The organism is Streptomyces sp. NPDC087845, assembly GCF_044742755.1.
In the GTDB taxonomy this organism is placed as follows: Bacteria; Actinomycetota; Actinomycetes; order Streptomycetales; family Streptomycetaceae; genus Streptomyces.
Window position 1 is genome coordinate 85,098 of the sequence record NZ_JBIUVC010000020.1, and the last position, 18,450, is coordinate 103,547.

19 protein-coding genes and 1 pseudogene are annotated in these 18,450 nt (G+C 68.8%); 12 read left to right on the top strand and 8 right to left on the bottom strand.

Annotation, left to right across the window (positions count from 1 at the left end):
- The first annotated feature begins 348 nt into the window (after positions 1-348).
- The 10 genes from ACIOMQ_RS35130 to ACIOMQ_RS35175 all read left to right on the top strand — a co-directional run bounded on the left by ACIOMQ_RS35130 (position 349) and on the right by ACIOMQ_RS35175 (position 8,621).
- Positions 349-591, top strand: a complete 243-nt coding sequence (locus ACIOMQ_RS35130; protein ID WP_362207664.1) for a MarR family transcriptional regulator — start codon at positions 349-351, stop codon at positions 589-591.
- Between the two features lie 212 nt (positions 592-803).
- Positions 804-1,118: an AlpA family transcriptional regulator gene (locus ACIOMQ_RS35135; RefSeq protein WP_093900462.1), complete on the top strand. Its 315-nt coding sequence runs from the start codon at positions 804-806 to the stop codon at positions 1,116-1,118.
- A gap of 45 nt (positions 1,119-1,163) precedes the next feature.
- Positions 1,164-2,426, top strand: coding sequence for a site-specific integrase (locus ACIOMQ_RS35140; RefSeq protein WP_176740515.1), 1,263 nt, complete (start codon positions 1,164-1,166; stop codon positions 2,424-2,426).
- Positions 2,427-2,505: 79 nt separating this feature from the next.
- Positions 2,506-3,363 (top strand): HipA family kinase, encoded by an 858-nt coding sequence (locus ACIOMQ_RS35145; protein ID WP_362207653.1) that lies wholly within the window; start codon positions 2,506-2,508, stop codon positions 3,361-3,363.
- Positions 3,360-3,743 (top strand): DUF3037 domain-containing protein, encoded by a 384-nt coding sequence (locus tag ACIOMQ_RS35150; RefSeq protein WP_362207650.1) that lies wholly within the window; start codon positions 3,360-3,362, stop codon positions 3,741-3,743. Before ACIOMQ_RS35145 ends, ACIOMQ_RS35150 begins: the two co-directional genes overlap by 4 nt.
- A 235-nt stretch (positions 3,744-3,978) precedes the next feature.
- Complete coding sequence (fabG, locus tag ACIOMQ_RS35155) at positions 3,979-4,740, top strand: 3-oxoacyl-ACP reductase FabG (protein WP_362207647.1); 762 nt, start codon at positions 3,979-3,981, stop codon at positions 4,738-4,740.
- A 20-nt stretch (positions 4,741-4,760) separates the two neighbouring features.
- Positions 4,761-5,516, top strand: coding sequence for an SDR family oxidoreductase (locus tag ACIOMQ_RS35160; RefSeq protein ID WP_362207644.1), 756 nt, complete (start codon positions 4,761-4,763; stop codon positions 5,514-5,516).
- A gap of 118 nt (positions 5,517-5,634) precedes the next feature.
- The gene (locus tag ACIOMQ_RS35165; protein ID WP_362207642.1) at positions 5,635-7,215 is read left to right on the top strand and encodes an ABC transporter substrate-binding protein; all 1,581 of its coding nucleotides are present in this window, start codon (positions 5,635-5,637) and stop codon (positions 7,213-7,215) included.
- Between the two features lie 86 nt (positions 7,216-7,301).
- Positions 7,302-7,985: a uracil-DNA glycosylase gene (locus ACIOMQ_RS35170; protein ID WP_402191851.1), complete on the top strand. Its 684-nt coding sequence runs from the start codon at positions 7,302-7,304 to the stop codon at positions 7,983-7,985.
- A gap of 150 nt (positions 7,986-8,135) precedes the next feature.
- Positions 8,136-8,621: a hypothetical protein gene (locus ACIOMQ_RS35175; RefSeq protein WP_362207636.1), complete on the top strand. Its 486-nt coding sequence runs from the start codon at positions 8,136-8,138 to the stop codon at positions 8,619-8,621.
- A 124-nt stretch (positions 8,622-8,745) separates the two neighbouring features.
- Here ACIOMQ_RS35175 and ACIOMQ_RS35180 read toward each other — a convergent pair whose 3' ends face one another.
- Together ACIOMQ_RS35180 and ACIOMQ_RS35185 are read right to left on the bottom strand one after the other, a co-directional pair.
- Complete coding sequence (locus ACIOMQ_RS35180; protein WP_362207633.1) at positions 8,746-9,198, bottom strand: hypothetical protein; 453 nt, start codon at positions 9,196-9,198, stop codon at positions 8,746-8,748.
- 75 nt (positions 9,199-9,273) lie between these two features.
- Complete coding sequence (locus ACIOMQ_RS35185; RefSeq protein ID WP_362207630.1) at positions 9,274-9,939, bottom strand: TetR family transcriptional regulator; 666 nt, start codon at positions 9,937-9,939, stop codon at positions 9,274-9,276.
- Between the two features lie 76 nt (positions 9,940-10,015).
- Here ACIOMQ_RS35185 and ACIOMQ_RS35190 point away from each other — a divergent pair, with 76 nt between their 5' ends.
- Positions 10,016-11,227: an FAD-dependent monooxygenase gene (locus ACIOMQ_RS35190; RefSeq protein WP_401266675.1), complete on the top strand. Its 1,212-nt coding sequence runs from the start codon at positions 10,016-10,018 to the stop codon at positions 11,225-11,227.
- Positions 11,228-11,310: 83 nt separating this feature from the next.
- A complete protein-coding gene (locus ACIOMQ_RS35195) occupies positions 11,311-12,210 on the top strand; it encodes a Gfo/Idh/MocA family oxidoreductase (protein ID WP_362207624.1) in 900 nt (299 codons plus the stop codon).
- A 393-nt stretch (positions 12,211-12,603) separates the two neighbouring features.
- Here the strand turns inward: ACIOMQ_RS35195 and ACIOMQ_RS35200 are convergent, their stop codons facing one another.
- The 6 genes and pseudogenes from ACIOMQ_RS35200 to ACIOMQ_RS35225 all read right to left on the bottom strand — a co-directional run bounded on the left by ACIOMQ_RS35200 (position 12,604) and on the right by ACIOMQ_RS35225 (position 17,941).
- Complete coding sequence (locus ACIOMQ_RS35200; protein ID WP_402191853.1) at positions 12,604-12,945, bottom strand: hypothetical protein; 342 nt, start codon at positions 12,943-12,945, stop codon at positions 12,604-12,606.
- Between the two features lie 397 nt (positions 12,946-13,342).
- Positions 13,343-14,965 (bottom strand): apolipoprotein N-acyltransferase, encoded by a 1,623-nt coding sequence (lnt, locus tag ACIOMQ_RS35205; RefSeq protein ID WP_401944747.1) that lies wholly within the window; start codon positions 14,963-14,965, stop codon positions 13,343-13,345.
- 102 nt (positions 14,966-15,067) lie between these two features.
- Positions 15,068-15,556 (bottom strand): nuclear transport factor 2 family protein, encoded by a 489-nt coding sequence (locus ACIOMQ_RS35210; RefSeq protein ID WP_401266681.1) that lies wholly within the window; start codon positions 15,554-15,556, stop codon positions 15,068-15,070.
- Positions 15,557-15,626: 70 nt separating this feature from the next.
- A complete protein-coding gene (locus tag ACIOMQ_RS35215) occupies positions 15,627-16,487 on the bottom strand; it encodes a universal stress protein (protein WP_362207614.1) in 861 nt (286 codons plus the stop codon).
- Between the two features lie 310 nt (positions 16,488-16,797).
- A pseudogene (locus ACIOMQ_RS35220) lies at positions 16,798-17,232 on the bottom strand (TetR family transcriptional regulator); the annotation flags it as partial.
- A gap of 142 nt (positions 17,233-17,374) precedes the next feature.
- Entirely contained in the window at positions 17,375-17,941 is a 567-nt protein-coding gene (locus ACIOMQ_RS35225) for a GNAT family protein (RefSeq protein WP_362207611.1), read from the bottom strand.
- Between the last annotated feature and the right edge of the window lie 509 nt (positions 17,942-18,450).

Genomic DNA, 18,450 nt, shown 5'->3' on the forward strand with positions numbered 1-18,450 from the left:
GACGGGAGGACTCCACGCAGGGCCGTCGGCGGGCATTCGCCCACGGCAGACAGAAAAGAACTCCAAAAGACTGGAAACCTCCGCCGGGACCATGTCAACGTACAACGTCCAGGAAAACACCAGGTCAGACGATGCAGTTACTCCGGTGTGGTCAGGGCTGCGACTGATTCGCAACCCCGCACCACACCAGGCTGCCTTGCTGGCAAGATCTCTATTTAGGAGGCTCGTCTGTCGGATTCCGCTATTGGATCCGCCCGCTTCGCTTCACCCGCCCTCTTTGGGCTCGGCGCACTGAACGCTTGGTCCGGCCAGGCGGCGGGGGGACTACAGCGTCGTGTCCACCGGGCTGTGCGTCTGCCGGCCGGCCTGTTCGGCGAGGACCTGCTGCAACGCGGCTACCGCCGTGACAGGGCCGTCCTCGCGCACATTGCGGCGCACCCCGGAGCTGCAACTCGCCAGGTGGTCGCTGCCATTGAGGCCCCCGAGCGTGTCGTGGTGCGGAATCTTGACCGCCGCACTGAGGACGGTCTGCTGGTGCTCGTTACGGACGGCGCGACCCCAGCCCTGCGCTCATACCGGCTGGCTGCCTGAACGCGGCCAGCCCGAGAAGCTGTCGGATTCATCTGATGCGGCGCGCAACATAGGCCATGATCGCCGGTTAGCCAAACCGGCGATCGTCGCGACCATTGAGTTCGCACTGGGCTGCGCTTGGTGGCGGAGCCAGGTGGGCGAGTTCTCACCTATCCCGCAATGCGCGGAATCAATGTGTCCTTCAACCGTCTTCGCGATCCCGAGGTGCCAAGATGCCAACCTCCCTGCATGGGGCCAACTCCGATCCAGTGGCTGCCGCATCCGGAGCGAGTATCAGAGCTTTCCTGAATGTGCGGGAAGCGGCCGACTACCTCGGCATGTCCCCTCACACCCTGTACGTCTGGCGGCACCGTCGCCAGGGGCCGCCAAGCTTTCGGATGGGAGTCCGTGGCCGGGTCATGTACAGGCTGGTGACGCTTGACGCCTGGGTGCGCATGCAGGAGCAATCGGATTCCCGTTCCAACCCGGAATTGAGCCCAATCGAAGTAGGTGCGCAGCGACGCGTCCTCTCTGCAACTAGCCCTTGATGGTTCGCCGCTGATCTGTAATCGACCCAAATTGGAGAGTGCGGCTTGGCCGGCTACATAGAAGACCGTTGGATCAAGAAGAAGAAGGACCCAGTAACGGGCAAGAGAGAGCGTACTGCCCGGTACGGGAAAGGGACGCGATACAAGGTCGCTGGCATCCCAGGGATCCGTGACAGATCATTCGCTACAGTCGAGGACGCCAAGGCGTGGCTCCGCCGGTCTGCGACGGATGAAGAGCGCGGCGAGTTCGTGGACCCTCGTGACGGAACCATCACGCTAGCCGATTACATCGCGAAATACTGGGCACCTGGGAAGGCGGGCGCCCCGAAAACTCAGCAGGGGCACGAGCGTCGGGTGCGTCTCCACATCGTCCCGCATCTGGGACAGCTCCAGCTGAAGCAGATAACGCCGGCGGAACTGCGTGTATACATAGCGAAGCTTGGCAGCTCCGTGAGGTCGGTCGACTATGTGCGTGGCATCTTGGGTGAGCTGTCAGGGATCCTGGAGACAGCTGTTGATGACAAGCGGATCGCTCGAAATCCGATGCGCGCGAAGTCGGTGCAGTGGCCGAAGGCATCGAAGGAGCGCAGGGAGGCGTGGTCGTTGGAGACTGCGCTCCGAGTACGTGATGTCATCAATGAGCGGAACAGGATCGCCGTTGTCCTTGGCCTGGGGTGTGGTCTCCGGCAAGGGGAGGTCTTCGGGCTGAGTCCTGATGATATTGACTACGCACGTGGTGTCCTCCACGTTCGTCGGCAGACTCAGACGATCGACGGGAAGTTGTACTACGCGCTCCCGAAGTCTCGGAAGGCCCGCGTCGTCGACATGCCGCCGTCCGTGGCTGAAGAGCTGAAAAGGCATGTGAGGGATTTCCCGCCCGTAGCGGTTGAGCTTCCCTGGGGGCGGCCAGGGGAGGACAGGCCGACGGAAAAGTTCTCGCTGCTGCTCACCACGCGATTTGGCAACGCCATCGCGGTCAATACATGGAACACCTATACGTGGAAGCCTGCTCTGGCCAAGGCTGAGGTCATCCCCCAGCGGTCCGAGGGAGCCAAGCCCTGGCAGTGGGCTGCAGCTCCAAAGGACGGTTTCCACGTGCTGCGACATACCTACGCCTCGATCATGTTGGAGGCAGGCGAGTCTGTCGTCACCCTGGCCCAGCGGTTGGGGCACTCATCGCCGACGATTACGCTCGGTTACTACGCGCACTTCATGCCGGAGGCCGGGAACCGGGGCCGGGCTGTGATCGACGGTTTCCTCGGAAAGCGGGTCGCCGGCCAAAACTCCCCAGATTCTCCCCAGGGCTGATCGGGGTGATTCCCCAGGCTGTACGGCCCTGACCTCGGTCCGTGGATCTCCAGGGATCTGAGCCGTATAGCCTGGGGAAATGCTCACCGAAGTCATCGCGACCCGCTATGTCACACCCCTGCGGGAGGGCGGATCGCTGCCCGGGATCGTTGAGGCCGACGACCTCGGCACCTACGTCATGAAATTCACCGGTGCCGGACAGGGACGCAAGACGCTGGTCGCGGAGGTCATCTGCGGACAGCTCGGCCGCCGGCTCGGCCTTCGCGTCCCCGACCTCGTGCAGATCCAGCTCGACCCGGTCATCGGGCTCGCCGAGCCCGACCAGGAGGTGCAGGAGCTCCTGAAGGCCAGCGGCGGGCTCAATCTGGGGATGGACTTCCTGCCCGGGTCGATCGGCTTCGACTCGCTCGCCTACCAGGTGGACTCCCGGGAGGCCGGCCGGGTTGTCTGGTTCGACGCACTGATCAACAACGTCGACCGGTCCTGGCGCAATCCGAACATGCTGATCTGGCACGGCGACCTGTGGCTCATCGACCACGGCGCCACCATGATCTGGCACCACAACTGGCCCGGCGCCCGGACATCCGCCGCCAAGCCGTACAACGCCTCGGACCACGCGCTGGCCCCCTTCGCCCCCGACATCGCGGCGGCGGCGGCCGAGCTCGCCCCCCTGGTCACCGAGGAACTGCTCACCGAGGTCGCGGCCGACGTCCCCGACGAATGGCTGGTGGACGAGCCCGGCTTCGACTCCACGGACGAGCTGCGCCGCGCCTATGTGGAGGCGCTGTTGCCGCGCGCCGCGACCATTCATGAGCGGATCACGCTGGAGGGCCCCACCGAGCCCAAGCCGTCCCAGGCCCCCGGCTGGCTCACGGAGCACCTCACCCCGTGGCCCCACCCCACCAAGGAGAAGAACGACAAGGACGGCCGACGGTGAGCGAGCGCGATGTCTTCGAGTACGCGCTGCTGCGCGTGGTGCCGCGGGTGCAGCGCGGCGAGTTCTTCAACGCGGGCGTGGTCGTCTACTGCCGCGCGCGGGGCTTCGTCGCCGCCCGCACCCATCTCGACGAGGTCAAACTGAAGGCCCTTGACCCGGCCGCCGATGTGGTCGGTGTACGGGCCGCCCTGCGTGCCGTCGAGGGTGTCTGCCGCGGCGGTGCGGACGCGGGTCAGGCCGCCGGCGACGACGCAGGCCGCCGCTTCCGCTGGCTGATCGCGCCGCGCTCCACGGTCGTCCAGCCGAGCCCCGTGCACAGCGGCCTCACGAACGACCCGGAGGCCGAGGCCGAACGGCTGCTGGACCTGCTGGTGCGCTGACTCCCCACCCCGGCGGCGTCGCCCGTGACCACGGTGGCAGCGGCGCCGCCGGGTGTGACATGCGCCCCTGCGGCCGTGCGCCGTTGACACCGGGTGCCAGGGCTTCTAGCGTCTCGTCTGCTGAAGGTACTAAGCGGTTGCTCAGTTATCGGGAAGGTTCCGTGCACACGGACGATCCGTGCCGGGACGCCCCGACGTCCGCTGAGCCGCGATCCAAGGGCGAGGAGAACCAAGCATGTCCACCACCGAGCAGCGCGTCGCCGTCGTGACCGGAGCGGCACGGGGCATTGGCGCCGCCACCGCGGTGCGCCTGGCGGCCGAGGGCCGCGCAGTCGCCGTACTCGACCTCGACGAGGCGGCCTGCAAGGACACCGTCGAGAAGATCACCGCCGCCGGGGGCACCGCCCTCGCCGTCGGCTGCGATGTGTCGGACAGCGCCCAGGTGGAGGCCGCGGTCGCGCGGGTCGCCGCCGAGCTCGGCGCCCCGACGATCCTCGTCAACAACGCGGGTGTGCTCCGCGACAACCTCCTCTTCAAGATGACCGAGTCCGACTGGGACACCGTGATGAATGTGCACCTCAAGGGCGCGTTCCTGATGGCCAAGGCCGTGCAGAAGCACATGGTGGACGCCAAGTTCGGCCGGATCGTCTCGCTCTCCTCCTCCTCGGCGCTCGGCAACCGCGGGCAGGCCAACTACTCCGCCGTCAAGGCCGGTCTGCAGGGCTTCACCAAGACCCTCGCCAAGGAACTCGGCAAGTTCGGCATCACCGCCAACGCCGTCGCCCCCGGCTTCATCGTCACCGAGATGACCGCGCAGACCGCGGCACGGATCGGCATGGGCTTCGAGGAGTTCCAGGCCGCCGCCGCCACCCAGATCCCGGTGCAGCGTGTCGGCCACCCCGAGGACATCGCCAACGCCATCGCCTTCTTCACGGGCGACGAGGCCGGCTTCGTCTCCGGTCAGGTCATGTACGTGGCCGGCGGACCGCTCAACTGATCCGGAGGGTTACGGACATCATGGCTGTGCAGGACAGTGGGAAGGTCGCGCTGATCACGGGCGCGAGCCGGGGCATCGGCTACGGCGTCGCCGAGGCGCTCGTGGCCCGCGGTGACCGGGTCTGCATCACCGGGCGGGGCGAGGACGCTCTCAAGGAGGCCGTCGAGCGGCTCGGCTCCGACCGCGCGATCGGTGTGGCGGGCAAGGCGCACGACGAGGCGCACCAGGCGGCGGCGGTCGAGCGCACCATGGAGGCGTTCGGCCGGGTCGACTTCCTGGTCAACAACGCCGGCACGAACCCGGTCTTCGGCCCGATCGCGGACCTCGACCTCAATGTCGCCCGCAAGGTCTTCGAGACGAACGTGGTCTCGGCGCTCGGGTTCGCCCAGCAGACCTGGAAGGCCTGGCAGAAGGAGAACGGCGGCGCGATCGTCAATATCGCCTCGGTCGCCGGTATCTCCGCCTCGCCGTTCGTCGGTGCGTACGGCATGAGCAAGGCCGCCATGGTCAATCTGACCCTCCAGCTGGCGCACGAGTTCGCGCCGGTCGTCCGGGTCAACGCGATCGCCCCCGCAGTCGTGAAGACGAAATTCGCCCGGGCGCTGTACGAGGGCCGTGAGGCGGAGGCCGCCGCGGCCTATCCGCTCGGCCGACTGGGGGTCCCCGAGGACATCGGCGGTGCAGCCGCTTTCCTCACATCCAGCCAGTCCGACTGGATCACGGGACAGACTCTGGTGGTCGACGGCGGGATCTTCCTGAACGCGGGTGTGAGCTGAGAACGGCCTGAGCGGATTTGGGCCTGATTGACTCAAGTGCCCTGTCGGGCCTGGGGATTGACCCGACGGGGCGCTGCGGTATGGTCTGCCGACCCATGGCTGATCGAGGAGCGTTCACGTGTTCTACCGAGCCAGTCTGCAGGCCGCTGCAGTCCTTGCTTCCCTTTCTCTGCTGGCAGGTTGCGGATTTCTTGCCGACAGCGGCTCGAAAGTGGAGCAGAAGATAGTCGTCGGTACGACGAGTGAGCCCTCCGCCCTGGATCCGGCGGCCGCGTGGGACAACTCCTGGGAACTGATGCGGAATGTTTTCCAGACCTTGGTGAGTTTCCCGAGCGGCAGCACCAGCCCCGAGCCCGATGCCGCGGAGTCGTGCAGGTTCACCGACGCCACCAGCACGGCCTACCGGTGCAAACTCCGCAAGGGTCTGAAATTCTCCAATGGCGACAAACTCGACGCCGAGGCCGTGAAGTACTCCATCGACCGGATCTCGGAGCTCAAGGTCAAGGGCGGCCCCGTCGGCATGCTCGGCTCGCTCGACCGGGTGGAGACGAGGGGGGACGACGTCGTCGTCTTCCATCTCACCAAGCCGGACGCCACTTTCCCTTTCATCCTCGCCACGCCCGCGATGTCGCTGGTGGCGCCCAGTGACTATTCGAAGCACAAGATCCGCAGTGACGGAAAGGTCACCGGATCCGGCCCCTACCTCCTTGATGCGTACAAGCCGGGGAACCGGGCCGAACTGGTGAGGAATCCGGGCTACAACGGTTTCGCCAACCGCAAGAACGACGCTGTGACCATCCGGTACTTCAAGGAATCCGCCCCGGTGGTCGCCGCGCTGAGGAAGAACGAGATCGACGCGATCTACCGCGGCCTCACCGCCGAGGAGGTCGTCAGCCTGGAAGACAACAAGGACAAGAACAGCAATCTGCAGATTGTGGAGACCGTCGGCGCGGACATCCGGTTCCTGGTCTTCAACCCCGAGGATCCGGCCGCAGGGAACGTGGCCGTGCGGCGGGCCGTCGCCCAGCTCGTCGACCGTGACGCGCTGGTGGCCAAGGTCTACCAGGGCACGGCCGAGCCGCTGTACTCCATGGTCCCCAAGGGCATCGCCGGACACACCACCAGCTTCTTCGACGCCTATGGCGATCCCGACCGGGACAAGGCGAAGCGGATCCTCGTCAAAGCGGGCCTCACCAAGCCCGTCTCGATGACGTTCTGGTACACGACCGACCGGTACGGCTCCTCCACGGCGCTCGAGTTCGACGAACTGAAGCGTCAGCTGGAAGCCTCCGGACTGTTCAAGATCACGCTGAAGAGCAAGCCCTGGAAGGAGTTCCAGGAAGGCTTCACCAAGGGGGCGTACCCCGTCTTCGGCCGCGGCTGGTTCCCGGACTTCCCGGACCCGGACAACTTCATCGCCCCCTTCGTGGGCAAGGACAGCATCACCGGGATGCCGTACATGAAGAACGAGATCACCCGGCAGTTGCTGCCGCAGACCCGCAAGGAGAGCGACCGGGGCGCGGTCAGCAAGCAGTTCGAACGGGCCCAGCAGATCCTGGTCGACGATGTGCGGCTGCTGCCGCTGTGGCAGGGCAAGCTGTACGTCGCGTCGGGCGAGGACATCGGCGGCGGCGAGCGCGCCCTGGACCCGCAGACGGTCATGCAGATGTGGGAGCTGTACCGCAAGGCCAGCTGGTAGGCCCGGCGGGGCTCGCGGGGTCCGTTGTCAGTGGCCCCCGGTAGGTTCTCGGATGGAGAACGTATTACTTACCGGAGGTTGTTGACGTGACCGACACCGACCTGCTGCCCGAGTCCTGGCGCGGCGTCCTCGGCGAAGAGCTGCAGAAACCGTACTTCAAGGAGCTCGCCGAGTTCGTCGAGGAGGAGCGGGCCAAGGGGCCGGTCTATCCGCCGCGCGACCAGGTGTTCGCCGCTCTGGACGCCACTCCCTACGACAAGGTGAAGGTCCTCGTCCTCGGCCAGGACCCGTACCACGGGGAGGGGCAGGGGCACGGCCTGTGCTTCTCCGTGCGGCCGGGGGTGAAGACGCCGCCCTCCCTGCGGAACATCTACAAGGAGATGAAGGAGGAGCTCGGCCTGCCCGTCCCGGACAACGGGTATCTGATGCCGTGGGCCCAGCAGGGCGTCCTGCTGCTCAACGCGGTGCTGACGGTGCGTGCGGGCGAGGCCAACTCGCACAAGGGCAAGGGCTGGGAGAAGTTCACCGACGCGGTGATCCGCGCGGTCGCCTCGCGGCCCGATCCGGCGGTCTTCGTGCTCTGGGGCAACTACGCCCAGAAGAAGCTCCCGCTGATCGACGAGGAGCGCCATGCGGTGGTGAAGGGCGCGCACCCGTCACCGCTCTCCGCCAAGAAGTTCTTCGGCTCCAGCCCGTTCCGGCAGATCAACGCGGCGGTGGCGGCGCAGGGGCACGAGGCCATCGACTGGCGCATCCCCGATCTGGGCTGACACCGCGGTCCCGGCCCCGGCCGGTGGCGGGCGCCCGGTGGACAGGCCCGGACGCCCGCCCGAGCCTCAGCGGGATTGGCCGCGGCTGCGGCTAGCGTCGATCGGGAACGGTCGGCCGGGAACGGGTGGACAAAGGACAGGGAGGCCGCAGTGGCGGAGCAGCGGGAGGCGTCGAAGGACGCCGTCATGACCAGGATCGGCCAGGCCATCATGCTCCTGCACGGTGGTGACCGGGAGGAGGCCCGCAATCGCTTCGGCGACCTCTGGTCGGAGATCGGCGAGGACGGTGACGCCCTGCACCGGTGCACCCTCGCCCACTACATGGCCGACACCCAGGACGATCCCGGTGATGAACTGGCCTGGGACCTGAGGGCGTTGACCGCGGCCGACAGCCTGACCGACGAGCGGGCGGCGCAGCACTCCGACGCGCTGGCGGTGCGGGCGTTCTACCCCTCGCTCCATCTCAACCTCGCGGCGGACTACGTGAAGCTCCAGCGGCCGGAGGCGGCCCGGACCCATCTCGACCGGGCCCATGCCGCCTCCGGTGTGCTTGCCGAGGACGGGTCGGACGACGGCTACGGGGGAGGGGTCCGCGCGGCGATCGCACGGCTGGAGCTGAGACTGCGGGAGATGTGAGAGGTGGCCCGTCCACGGCGGACGGGCCACCCGTTCGTTCTTCCCGTACCGGGCTCGGCTTCCGTACCGGGCTCGGCGGGATCCTTTCCGTACCGGGCTCGGCAGGGTCTTTTCCGTACCGGTCTCAGCGGCCGTAGGTGTTCTCGCAGATCCGGGACTGGGGGCTGCCGGCCGGCCAGTGCCCGTACCCCCGTCCCAGTGCGCAGACGTCCGTCCCGGCGACAGGGGCCGGCAGGGCCGGGACGGGCACGGTCACGGCGGGCGGGGCATGACGCCGGCGGGGCTGCGCCGCCCCGGGACGGTTCCGTTGCAGCGGCGCGGGAGCGGCGGCGCGGCCGGTGCCCGCAGGCGCTCCGGCCGTCGGGGCGGAGGCGGAGGCGGACGGCCCGGGGGCCGGTACCACCTCCAGGCTGTCGTGGACCGGGGGTCGCGCGATCTGCGGTGCCAGGTCCTGGGCGGGGCTGCTGATCCCGGGCCGGGGCGGAACGTCCGGATGCGGAGTCACGGACACACAGCCGGACAGCGTCGTGACCGCCACGCCGACCAGGAGCTTCACGGTGATTCTGGTTCGTTGCACCTGATCAACTCTGCTGGGCGGATCGGCTTTCCGGTGAGCCGGGAAGCCCGGATTGGCCCGCACGAGTGACTCCGGTCAGCGCAATGCCCCGTCGGATCCCAGCATCCCGCGCAGGAGTTCGGCGAAGCCGGTACGCAACTCCTCCTCGGTCGGCACGGACTGGTGGTACGAACCCGCGGCGCACGAGAACATCAGCCCCTCGCACCAGGCCACCAGAGACAGGGCGTGCCGCTCGGGCTCGGCCGATCCGGCCGCCGTCATCAGGGCCGTCAGCGGCTCACGGAACTGCCGGCCCGTCGCGTCGAAGAACTCCCGCAGTTCGGGGCGGCGGGTGGCCTCGAGGGCGAGCTCGTAGCGGCAGACGAGCAGTTCGGGATGGCGGGTGAGATACCGGTGCAGGGCGAGCGCGAGACCGGCGATCAACGCCTCCGGACCGGTGTGCGGGCCGTTCTGTGTGTCGCGTCCCCGGCCGGTGCGCGGGCCGGGCGCCTGTCCGGCGCCAGGAACGGGGAGTTCACCCGGTGCGAGCACCCGCGCCTCGCGCTCCGCCAGCCGTCGCACCGTCGCCTCCAGCAGGGACTGCCGGGTGCGTGCGTAGTTGGACGTCGAACCCTGGGGGAGTCCGGCGCGCTCGTCCACGGCTCGGTGGGTCAGTCCGCGCATCCCCCGTTCGGCGAGGAGTGCGAGGGCGGCATCGGTGATGAGGTCGGCCCGGGAGGTGCCGGTGGTGCGTGTGGCCATGGGGTCAACCTACCCGTGGAACTACATCTGTAGTACGGTGCAATCGCCACTACAGGTGTAGTTTCGAGGAGGAGTGATGGACCAACCCCACGCCGTCGTCGTCGGCGGCGGAATCGGCGGCCTCACCACGGCGGTGGCCCTGCACGAGTGCGGTTGGCGGGTCACCGTTCTGGAGCGCGCCGCCTCCCTGGAACCCGTCGGTGCAGGCATCGCCCTCGCTCCCAATGCCCAGCGCGCCCTGGACGTCATCGGCCTCGGCGACGAGATCAGGTCCCTCGCCGCCTGGCAGGGCGCGGGCGGCATGCGCACCCCGAGCGGGCGCTGGCTCTCCCGTACGAACAGCGCCGCCGCGACCGAGAGGTTCGGCGGCCCCATCGTCCTGCTGCACCGGGCCACCTTCGTCGGCCGTCTGGTGAGCCGCCTGCCCGCCGCCGCCGTCCGTACCGACGCTGCGGCAGAACTGCTCGACCCCGGAGCGGCAGGCGGTGCGCGTGCGGTCGTCCGGACGGCGTCCGGGACCATCGAGGCCGACCTCGTGATCGGTGCCGACGGCATCAGGTCGGGTGTACGCGGCGTACTCTTCCCGGCCCACCCCGGGCCCTCGTACGCCGGATTCACCACCTGGCGCTTCGTCGTCCCCGCGGCCGGGCGGCCCTTCGCGCCGCACGAGACGTGGGGGCGCGGCGCCCTCTGGGGCACCCAGCCGCTCAAGGACGGCAGGATCTACGCCTACGGGGCCGCGGTCGCCCCCGCCGGAGCCCATGCCGTCGACGACGAGAAGGCGGAGCTGATGCGCCGCTTCGGTGGCTGGCACGACCCGATCCCCTCGACCATCGCCGCCGCCGAGCCCGGTCAGGTGCTCCGCAACGACGTGCACCACCTGATCGACCCCTTGCCGTCCTGTCACCGGGGCCGCACCGTCCTCGTCGGAGACGCCGCCCATGCCATGGCGCCCAGCCTCGGCCAGGGGGGCAACCAGGCGGTCGAGGACGCGATCGTGCTCGCCCACCACATGACGCCGGACGGGGATCTCGGTGCGGGCCTGGCCGCCTACACCGCAGACCGGCTGCCGCGCACAACGGCCGTCGTCCGCAAGGCCGCAAAGGCGTCCTGGCTGATGCGCCTGACCGGGGTGCCTTCCGTAATGCTGCGCGATGCCCTGATGTCCACCGTCTCGCGGCTCGGACCGACTCTCGTCCTGCGCACCTTCGACGGCATCGCCGACTGGCAGCCGCCGCAGCACACGTATGCTGCCCGGACGAAGGACGCGCACAGGCCATCGCGGTAGGCATCGGCTCGAAGAGCCCGACGGGGCTCCCTCGCCCGATGACACCGCGCCGGCCGGTGCCGAACAGTGAGAAGGAGACCTCTGTGAAGGTCGGCTGCATCGGGCTCGGCGACATCGCGCAGAAGGCGTACCTGCCGGTTCTGACCACCCTGCCCGGGGTCGAACTGCATCTGCAGACCCGCACCCCCGCCACCCTGACCGCGGTCTCCGAGGCCCACCGGATCCCGTCCGGGCAGCGCCACACCGACCTCGATTCGCTGCTCGCCGAGGGGTTGGACGCCGCGTTCGTCCACGCTCCCACCCCCGTGCACCCCCAGATCGTGGGCCGGTTGCTGGACGCCGGCGTCGCCACGTACGTCGACAAGCCGCTGGCCTACGAACTCGCCGATTCGGCAAGGCTGGTGAACCTTGCCGAGGAGCGTGGGACGAGCCTCGCCGTCGGTTTCAACCGCAGGGTCGCGCCCGGCTACGCGCAGTGCGCCGAGCACCCGCGTGAACTGATCCTCATGCAGAAGAACCGGGTCGGCCTGCCCGAGGAGCCGCGCACCATGGTGCTCGACGACTTCATCCATGTCGTCGACACCCTGCGCTTCCTCGTCCCGGGGCCGGTCGAGCACACCGTCGTACAGGCCAGGATCCGCGACGGTCTGATGCACCACGTCGTCCTGCAGCTGTCCGGTGACGGATTCACCGCGATCGGCATGATGAACCGGCTCAGCGGCTCGACCGAGGAACGGCTGGAGGTCTCCGGCCAGGACTCCAAGCGCGAGGTCGTCAACCTTGCCGAGGTGATCGACCACAAGGGCCAGCCGAGCGTACGCCGGCGCGGCGACTGGGTGCCGGTGGCCCGTCAGCGCGGCATCGAGCAGAGCGTGCTGTCGTTCCTGGACGCCGTGCGGGCCGGAAAGGTGCTGAGCGCCAGGGATGCGTTGCAGACGCATGAGCTGTGCGAGCGTGTCCTGCGCGACCTGGACTGCGCCTAAGGGCTGTCCTGCAGCGTTTCGCTGTTCCTGCTGGTCAAGGGCGTGATTCCGCGTTCAGGGGATCGATGGTCCGTCAGGACCGCTCGCTGAGCCCGTCAACGGCGGGCGGCATCGGCGCTGATGCGCCGACAGGCACGGTCTTCACTCGGGTCATGGGGCGTCAAGAACCCCGTGATCCTGGAAGCCCGTGCCTGTCCCGCTCCTGGAACCCCGCCGGCCGGCAGCTCTTCACGGACCGGACGTCGAACGACCACGCCGACGCCCAGGGCCGGTGGAGGCATGGGGGAATCCCGTTCTCCCGGCTCGGCGGGCACCTTTCCGTGCCAGGCCCTCGCGCGCAGCCCGTCATCGAGCGGTGGATCCAGGGCGAGTGAGCCGCACTGCGGTGGGGAATCAGCTCAGGTAGCCACGGAATACCCAGCGTCCCTTGACGCCGTTGTCGTCGACTTTGCAGAGGCCGATGCAGACGTAGATGTTGCCACTATTGACGCAGTGGAAATAGCCGCGCACCTTGTTTCCGGGGTAGACGACGTCGATCTGCGTCGCTTTGTTGGACGGGCCGGAGAGTACCGGCGCGGGCTTCGATTTCACGGTATATGTCTTGCTCTCCGGGGCGCACTGGATCGTCCCCTGAGCGTGAACGGAACCGTTGACGGTGGGGGTGACGGCCTGGACGGGGGCAGCAAGCCCCCATACGGCCAGGGCGGTTCCGACAGTCACGGTCGCTGCACGCATTCGGAATTTCATCAATACCCTTTTCTTGCGCCGAACTCCACATATATTTTCCGCCATCGTTCAGCCCGGTCTCGAAAGGCTATGGGCGACCCCTCGCGGGAGGGGGTGGAGGTGGTCAAGTCTTAACTTCTCGGCGAGGTGGCAGCAACCGGGGCCTTCGTATCGTGATCACATCTTGATCAAGGTTGATTTTGCGCGGAACTTCACTGCCATTAAATGGAATTCGATATTCAGTAAAAGTGGTCGCGGCAGCCGCAGTCCGTGATGGGCAGGGCGTCAATGCTGGTCAGGGGTGCGACGGGGGTGTATCCGCGTCACGGGGACAGCCACCGTGATCACGGCTTTCTGTGACGACGTATCAGGACTCGGTGGCCGCGGGATCCCGGCGCTCCCAGGCTCAGCCCCGGTGCTCACCGGGCGAGGCGATCACCGGCGCCCCGGCGCCCCTCGCACCGGCCGGCCCGGCCCCGTCACGCCTCCTGAGCGACCGCACCCCCTCGTACGCGCAGAACACGGCCAGCACCGCAGCCGCCCCGTGCACCGGCCAATCGCCCAGCCGCACATAGAGGGTGGTACCGGACGCCAGCGGTACGTCGAAGACCTCGGCTGCACTCGTATCCGTACCGAGCGGGGTGCCGATCCGCGCACCCTGCGGGCCGTACACGGCACTGACGCCGGTGAGCGTGGCATGCACCATCGGGCGGCCGTTCTCGGCGGCTCGCAGCGCTCCGAGCGAGGCGTGCTGTTCGGGAGCCCAGCTGTGCTGGAACGTCGCGGTCGACGACTGGTCGATCAGCAGTTGCGCGCCGTCCAGGGTCAGCCGCCGGCTCATGTCGGGGAACGCGGACTCGAAGCAGATCAGCGGCCCGATGCGCAGTCCCTTCCCCCCGTCGGCTCCGGGGAGCTCCATCGTGACCGGATGGGTGCCGCGGAGCCGGTCCTTGCCCGCCGCCTTGCCCACGGCCGTGACCCATCCGAGCACGGAACGGGCCGGAATGTACTCGCCGAACGGCACCAGCCGCATCTTGTCGTACCGATCTCCGGTCAATCCGTCCGGCCCCACCAGCACCGCGGACTTGAAGATCCCCGTCCGACCCGACGCGTCGGTCTGCAGGGCATCCATGTTGACCAGCACATCGGCGCCCACCCGGCGCGACAGGGCAGCGATCCGGGCGGTGATGTCCGGGTGCCGGGAGAGATCCACACCGACACTGCTCTCGCCCCACACCACCAGATCGAGACCGCGTCCCGCCAGCGAGCCGGTCAACCGCTCACTGACGGCGAGCCGGCGCTCGACGCTGCGGGGTCCCGGGAGCACGCCCGGCTGCACGACGGCGACCCTGGCCACGCCCGACGGCTCGGGCCGCGGTGCCCACCGGGCCATCGCCGACACCGCCACGGCGCACGCCACGACGGCGACGACGGCGACCGTCCGGGCGGCCGCGGTCACGAACAGCAGGGTTACGGCGGTGTTCACCGCGACCACCAGCAGGCTCACCAGCCATACCCCGCCGACCGATGCCACGCGGAGCGCCGGAGCTACCTCCCACTGACTCGCGCCGAGCAGCCCCCAGGGACCGCCGAGCCCCTCCCAGGAGCGGACCAGCTCGATCATCAGCCACCCGCACGGCACCACCACGACCGCGGCCGCGGCGGAACCCGCGCGTGCCGGCCCGCGCAGCGTCCGGAAGACCAGCAGCCCCCACGGCGCCCACAGCAGACCGAGCAGGGCCGCCAGGATCACGAGGAACACATGGAGACTCGGCAGCAGCCAGTGATGCACGGCGAGCAGATAGCCCATCCCGCCGAGCCAGCCGTCGAGAGCCGCGCGGCGCGCCGTACCGGCGGACCGGATCAGCAGCAGCCACGGCACCAGACCGACGTAGGCGAGCCACCACAAGGAAGGGGCGGGGAAGGCGAGCGCGGGAAGCGCACCGGCGAACAGCGCGAGGCAGGCGTGCCATCGGCCGGACCGCCGAATCCGCTGCCACTGCTCGCGCCGACCGGCCGGAATCCGCATACCGCGCCTCCTCGTCCCCGCCTGATCAGCAGTGTGACCCCTGGGCTCCCGTTCCGCAGTTCTTCCCCGGCACCGGAAGACGGAAGCACCCGGAGGGCGGGCTCAGCCGGCGGTGCGCGAGCCCGCCGTGCCGCGCCACTTCTCGTCGACGGTCACAGTACGGATTTGCCAGCCGCTCTCCGTACGCGACAACGTGAACGTGTACCGCCCGCCGGAGACGAAGTCCGGCGCGCTCGTCCCCGCCCCGGTGCCGCCCCCGCCGCCCGCCAGCCGCATCGGATTCACGTAGTCCGCCAGCACCTCGGCGCGGTCGCCCGGGTAGCCCCCCAGATCCTGGATGGCGAGCCGGCGGTTGACGATCAGATGCTGGCGTACGGAGAAGAGCCGCATGGTCTCCGCAAGCCACTGGGCGACCTCGTCGGCGGGCCCTTCGATACCGCCCGCACTGCGGTAGTCGGCGCGTCCGTCCGCGGTGAACAGGGCCCGGTAGTCCGCCCATGCGCCGTCGTCCACCGCCCGCGCATAGCCGGTGATCACTGCATCGATGGACAGCTGGTCCATCACGGTCGAGAGATCCGCACGCTGCGTCATCGGGTCAGTGTCTGCCCGCCGGCGTGCGGGGCCAAGGGGCGTGCACGCACGGGGCGGGCCGGCACCGCTGTCAGCAGGGCACCACAGCCACCGGGCCGAGCGCGTGCGTGAGCGTGGTCTGAGCGACGGGGGAGAGCCCGAGTCCGAGGGACTCGCCGCCCTTGCGCCGTCCGATCACGGTCAGCGCCGCGGTCGCCGAGGCCGTGACCAGGGTGCGTGAGGCGGAGCCGCCGACCGGCTCCCTGACGACCTCGACCTGCGGGTACTTCTCCTGCCGTCCGGCGGTGAGTTCGGCGAGGGTCCGCTCGGCCGCCCCCGCCGCCGCGTCCCGGTCGAAGACGGGGCCGCCGGACAGCATCGAGGAGAACATCGTCCAGCCGTGCACGATCCGCAGGCGCGCACCCGGACGGGTGGCGGCCGTCGCGAAGGCGAAGTCCAGTACCGCTTCACTGCTCTCGTCGGCGGCCACGCCCGCGACGATGTCGGGGTAGGCCTCCGCCACCCCGCCGTCCTCCTCCGACGGCCCGCCGTGGATGACGACGACGGGGCACTTGGCCATCGAGGCGGTCGCCAGGCTGTTGGAGCCGAGCATCAGCGACCGGAAACCGCCCAGACCGCGCGAGCCGACGACCACCAGCGACGCGTCGCGGCTGAGCGAGGTGAGCGCCGCCGCGGGGAAGTCCAGCGGTGCGAGCGTCGTCGGGTGCAGATCCGGAGCGATCTCGCAGACCCTCCGTACCGACTGGGTGAGCAGCTCCTCCGCGCCGCGCAGCTGCGTCTCCTGGACGGTGCGCCTGGTCGGCGTCCGGGCGTGCACGATCACCAGCGCGAGCCCTCGGCGGACCGCTTCGCGCGCGGCCCAGTCGAGTGCCTCGCGGCTGTGCGACGAGCCGTCGACGGCTGCGATCACGGGAAGCTCGGCGGTGGTCATGGTTCCCTCCAGGTTCCGGTGGTACGTGTCCCAGACTGGTACGCGCCCACGTCGTACGGCAGGGACTTTCGGCCCCATCTGCCTGAACCCCGTCAAACCCGGACGATACGTGCAGATGTCACCCGTGGTGTCGGGCCGGGGCACGCCACGTACGCTACGGCCGGTTCGTGGTCCGCCGACGGCACCGCCCGCACTCCGCGCGGCGGAGGCGGCCGGTATGCGGGGGCTGCTGTTCGAGTCCGGCGCGGGGGCGATCAAGGGCATCGGGCGGCACCCGGCCCCGGTCCGGCCCTGATCCGCCGGGCCGGCCCTACGGTCGCGTGATGCCGTCCAACGCCGGGGCGATCACGGTGAAGGCCCGGTCGATCAGCTCGGCGGGGTCCTCGGCGCCGTCGCTCCCGCTCCACCGCTGCAGCACGGCGTGGAAGGCGACCAGCGCCGTCCCGGCGGCCAGTTGCGGAGAGAGGTCCGCGGCGGGATCGCGCCCCAGTCGGTGCGCCGGCTCGGCCGTCGGGTCGTCATGCCACTGCGCCTGGCGCTCCAGGAAGCGTGCGAGCAGGGCGGGGGTACGCAGAATCAGCTGGACGATGCGCAGTGCCCGGTCGGATTCGCCGGAGTGCTCGGCGCAGGCGGCGAGGGGGACCGGGACGCCGTGCCGAAGGGCCACGGAGGGCGGCTCCTCGACGGGGCGGCCCGCCAGCTCCGCGCGGATGCCGGTGCCCATGTCGGCCAGGAACTGGACGACGAACCCGAGTGACATGGCCCCCTCCCGTTTCGGCGAGAGAGAGCACGTTGCGCTTGCTCAGCGTCCCATGCTCCCGGGCCCGACGACATCCTGACCCCGTGCTGCTGATTTGCCCCGTACGTGGGGAATGGTGAAGCGAAGGTCACCGTACTGATGGACGCTGGTGCGTGGCCCAGTGTTCGGCGGCGGTGATGCCAAGAAGCACGACATCGTGGTGGCTGCCGGCGAAGAATTCATGTTGGCGAAGTCGTCCCTCCTCGGCGAAGCCCAGCCTGCGGTAAAGGGCGAGGGAGGCGTCGTTGAAGGCGTAAACCTCCACCTCGCACTTGTTGTAGCGCTGTTCGGCGAACATGTAGGTGAGGACGAGTTCGGTTGCCTCGGCCGCGTATCCCATGCGGCGGTGATCGCGGATGATCTCGACACCCGTCTTGAACCGTCCTGCACGGATGTCGGTCTCTCCGACTGTGACGGACCCTGCGAACGCGTGGTCGGCGAGCACCTCGACCACCAGGCGGAATGCTTCACCCCCCGGCGGACGCGCAGCCCGCTCAGCAGTCCAGGAACGGAAACTCTCAGCAGAGCGCGGAGGGTCGACCAGGTCGGCGTTGCGGACATCGAGGGTGTTCTTGGTCAGGTCACGAAAGCCCTCCCAGTCTTCGGGCTCGACACCTCGCAGGCGTACCTTCTCGCCGGTCCACATGTCACTCATGGGCCAAGCCTGGCACAGGACTTCAGCAACACCAGCAGCGTGAGGAACGACTCGGGACGGTCATGGGCCCGTTTCGCACGTATCTCCTCCGGGCCCCCTTCGGCTCGGCGGGGCTGAGAGCTGACTCCAGCCCTCCCCAACCTGCACTTGCCGACAGCCAGGAGCGTCCGAAATCGATCGCCTGTGAGGCGGTCGGTCCCCAACTGCCCTGACCTGCACCTTCTTTGTGGCGTAACCCGTGTACGCGCCCATGAAACGCACTACCCCGTTTTCGATACAGCGAGGCATGAGGATCGGTGTGGCGCGAGTCTCCACTCGCGATCGGAACCCCGAAGCCCAGGGAGACGTACACCGTGCAGCACATTGCGGAAGAGTTCGGCGTCGGCCGACCCACCTGCCGACGCGCGCCGCACGCAACACCGCCATGATGGAGGCGTTGGCGGACCTGCCCCATCGTGATCGCCGACCTCATCGGCATCCACCCCGGCACCGCCACCCGATGGGCCCGC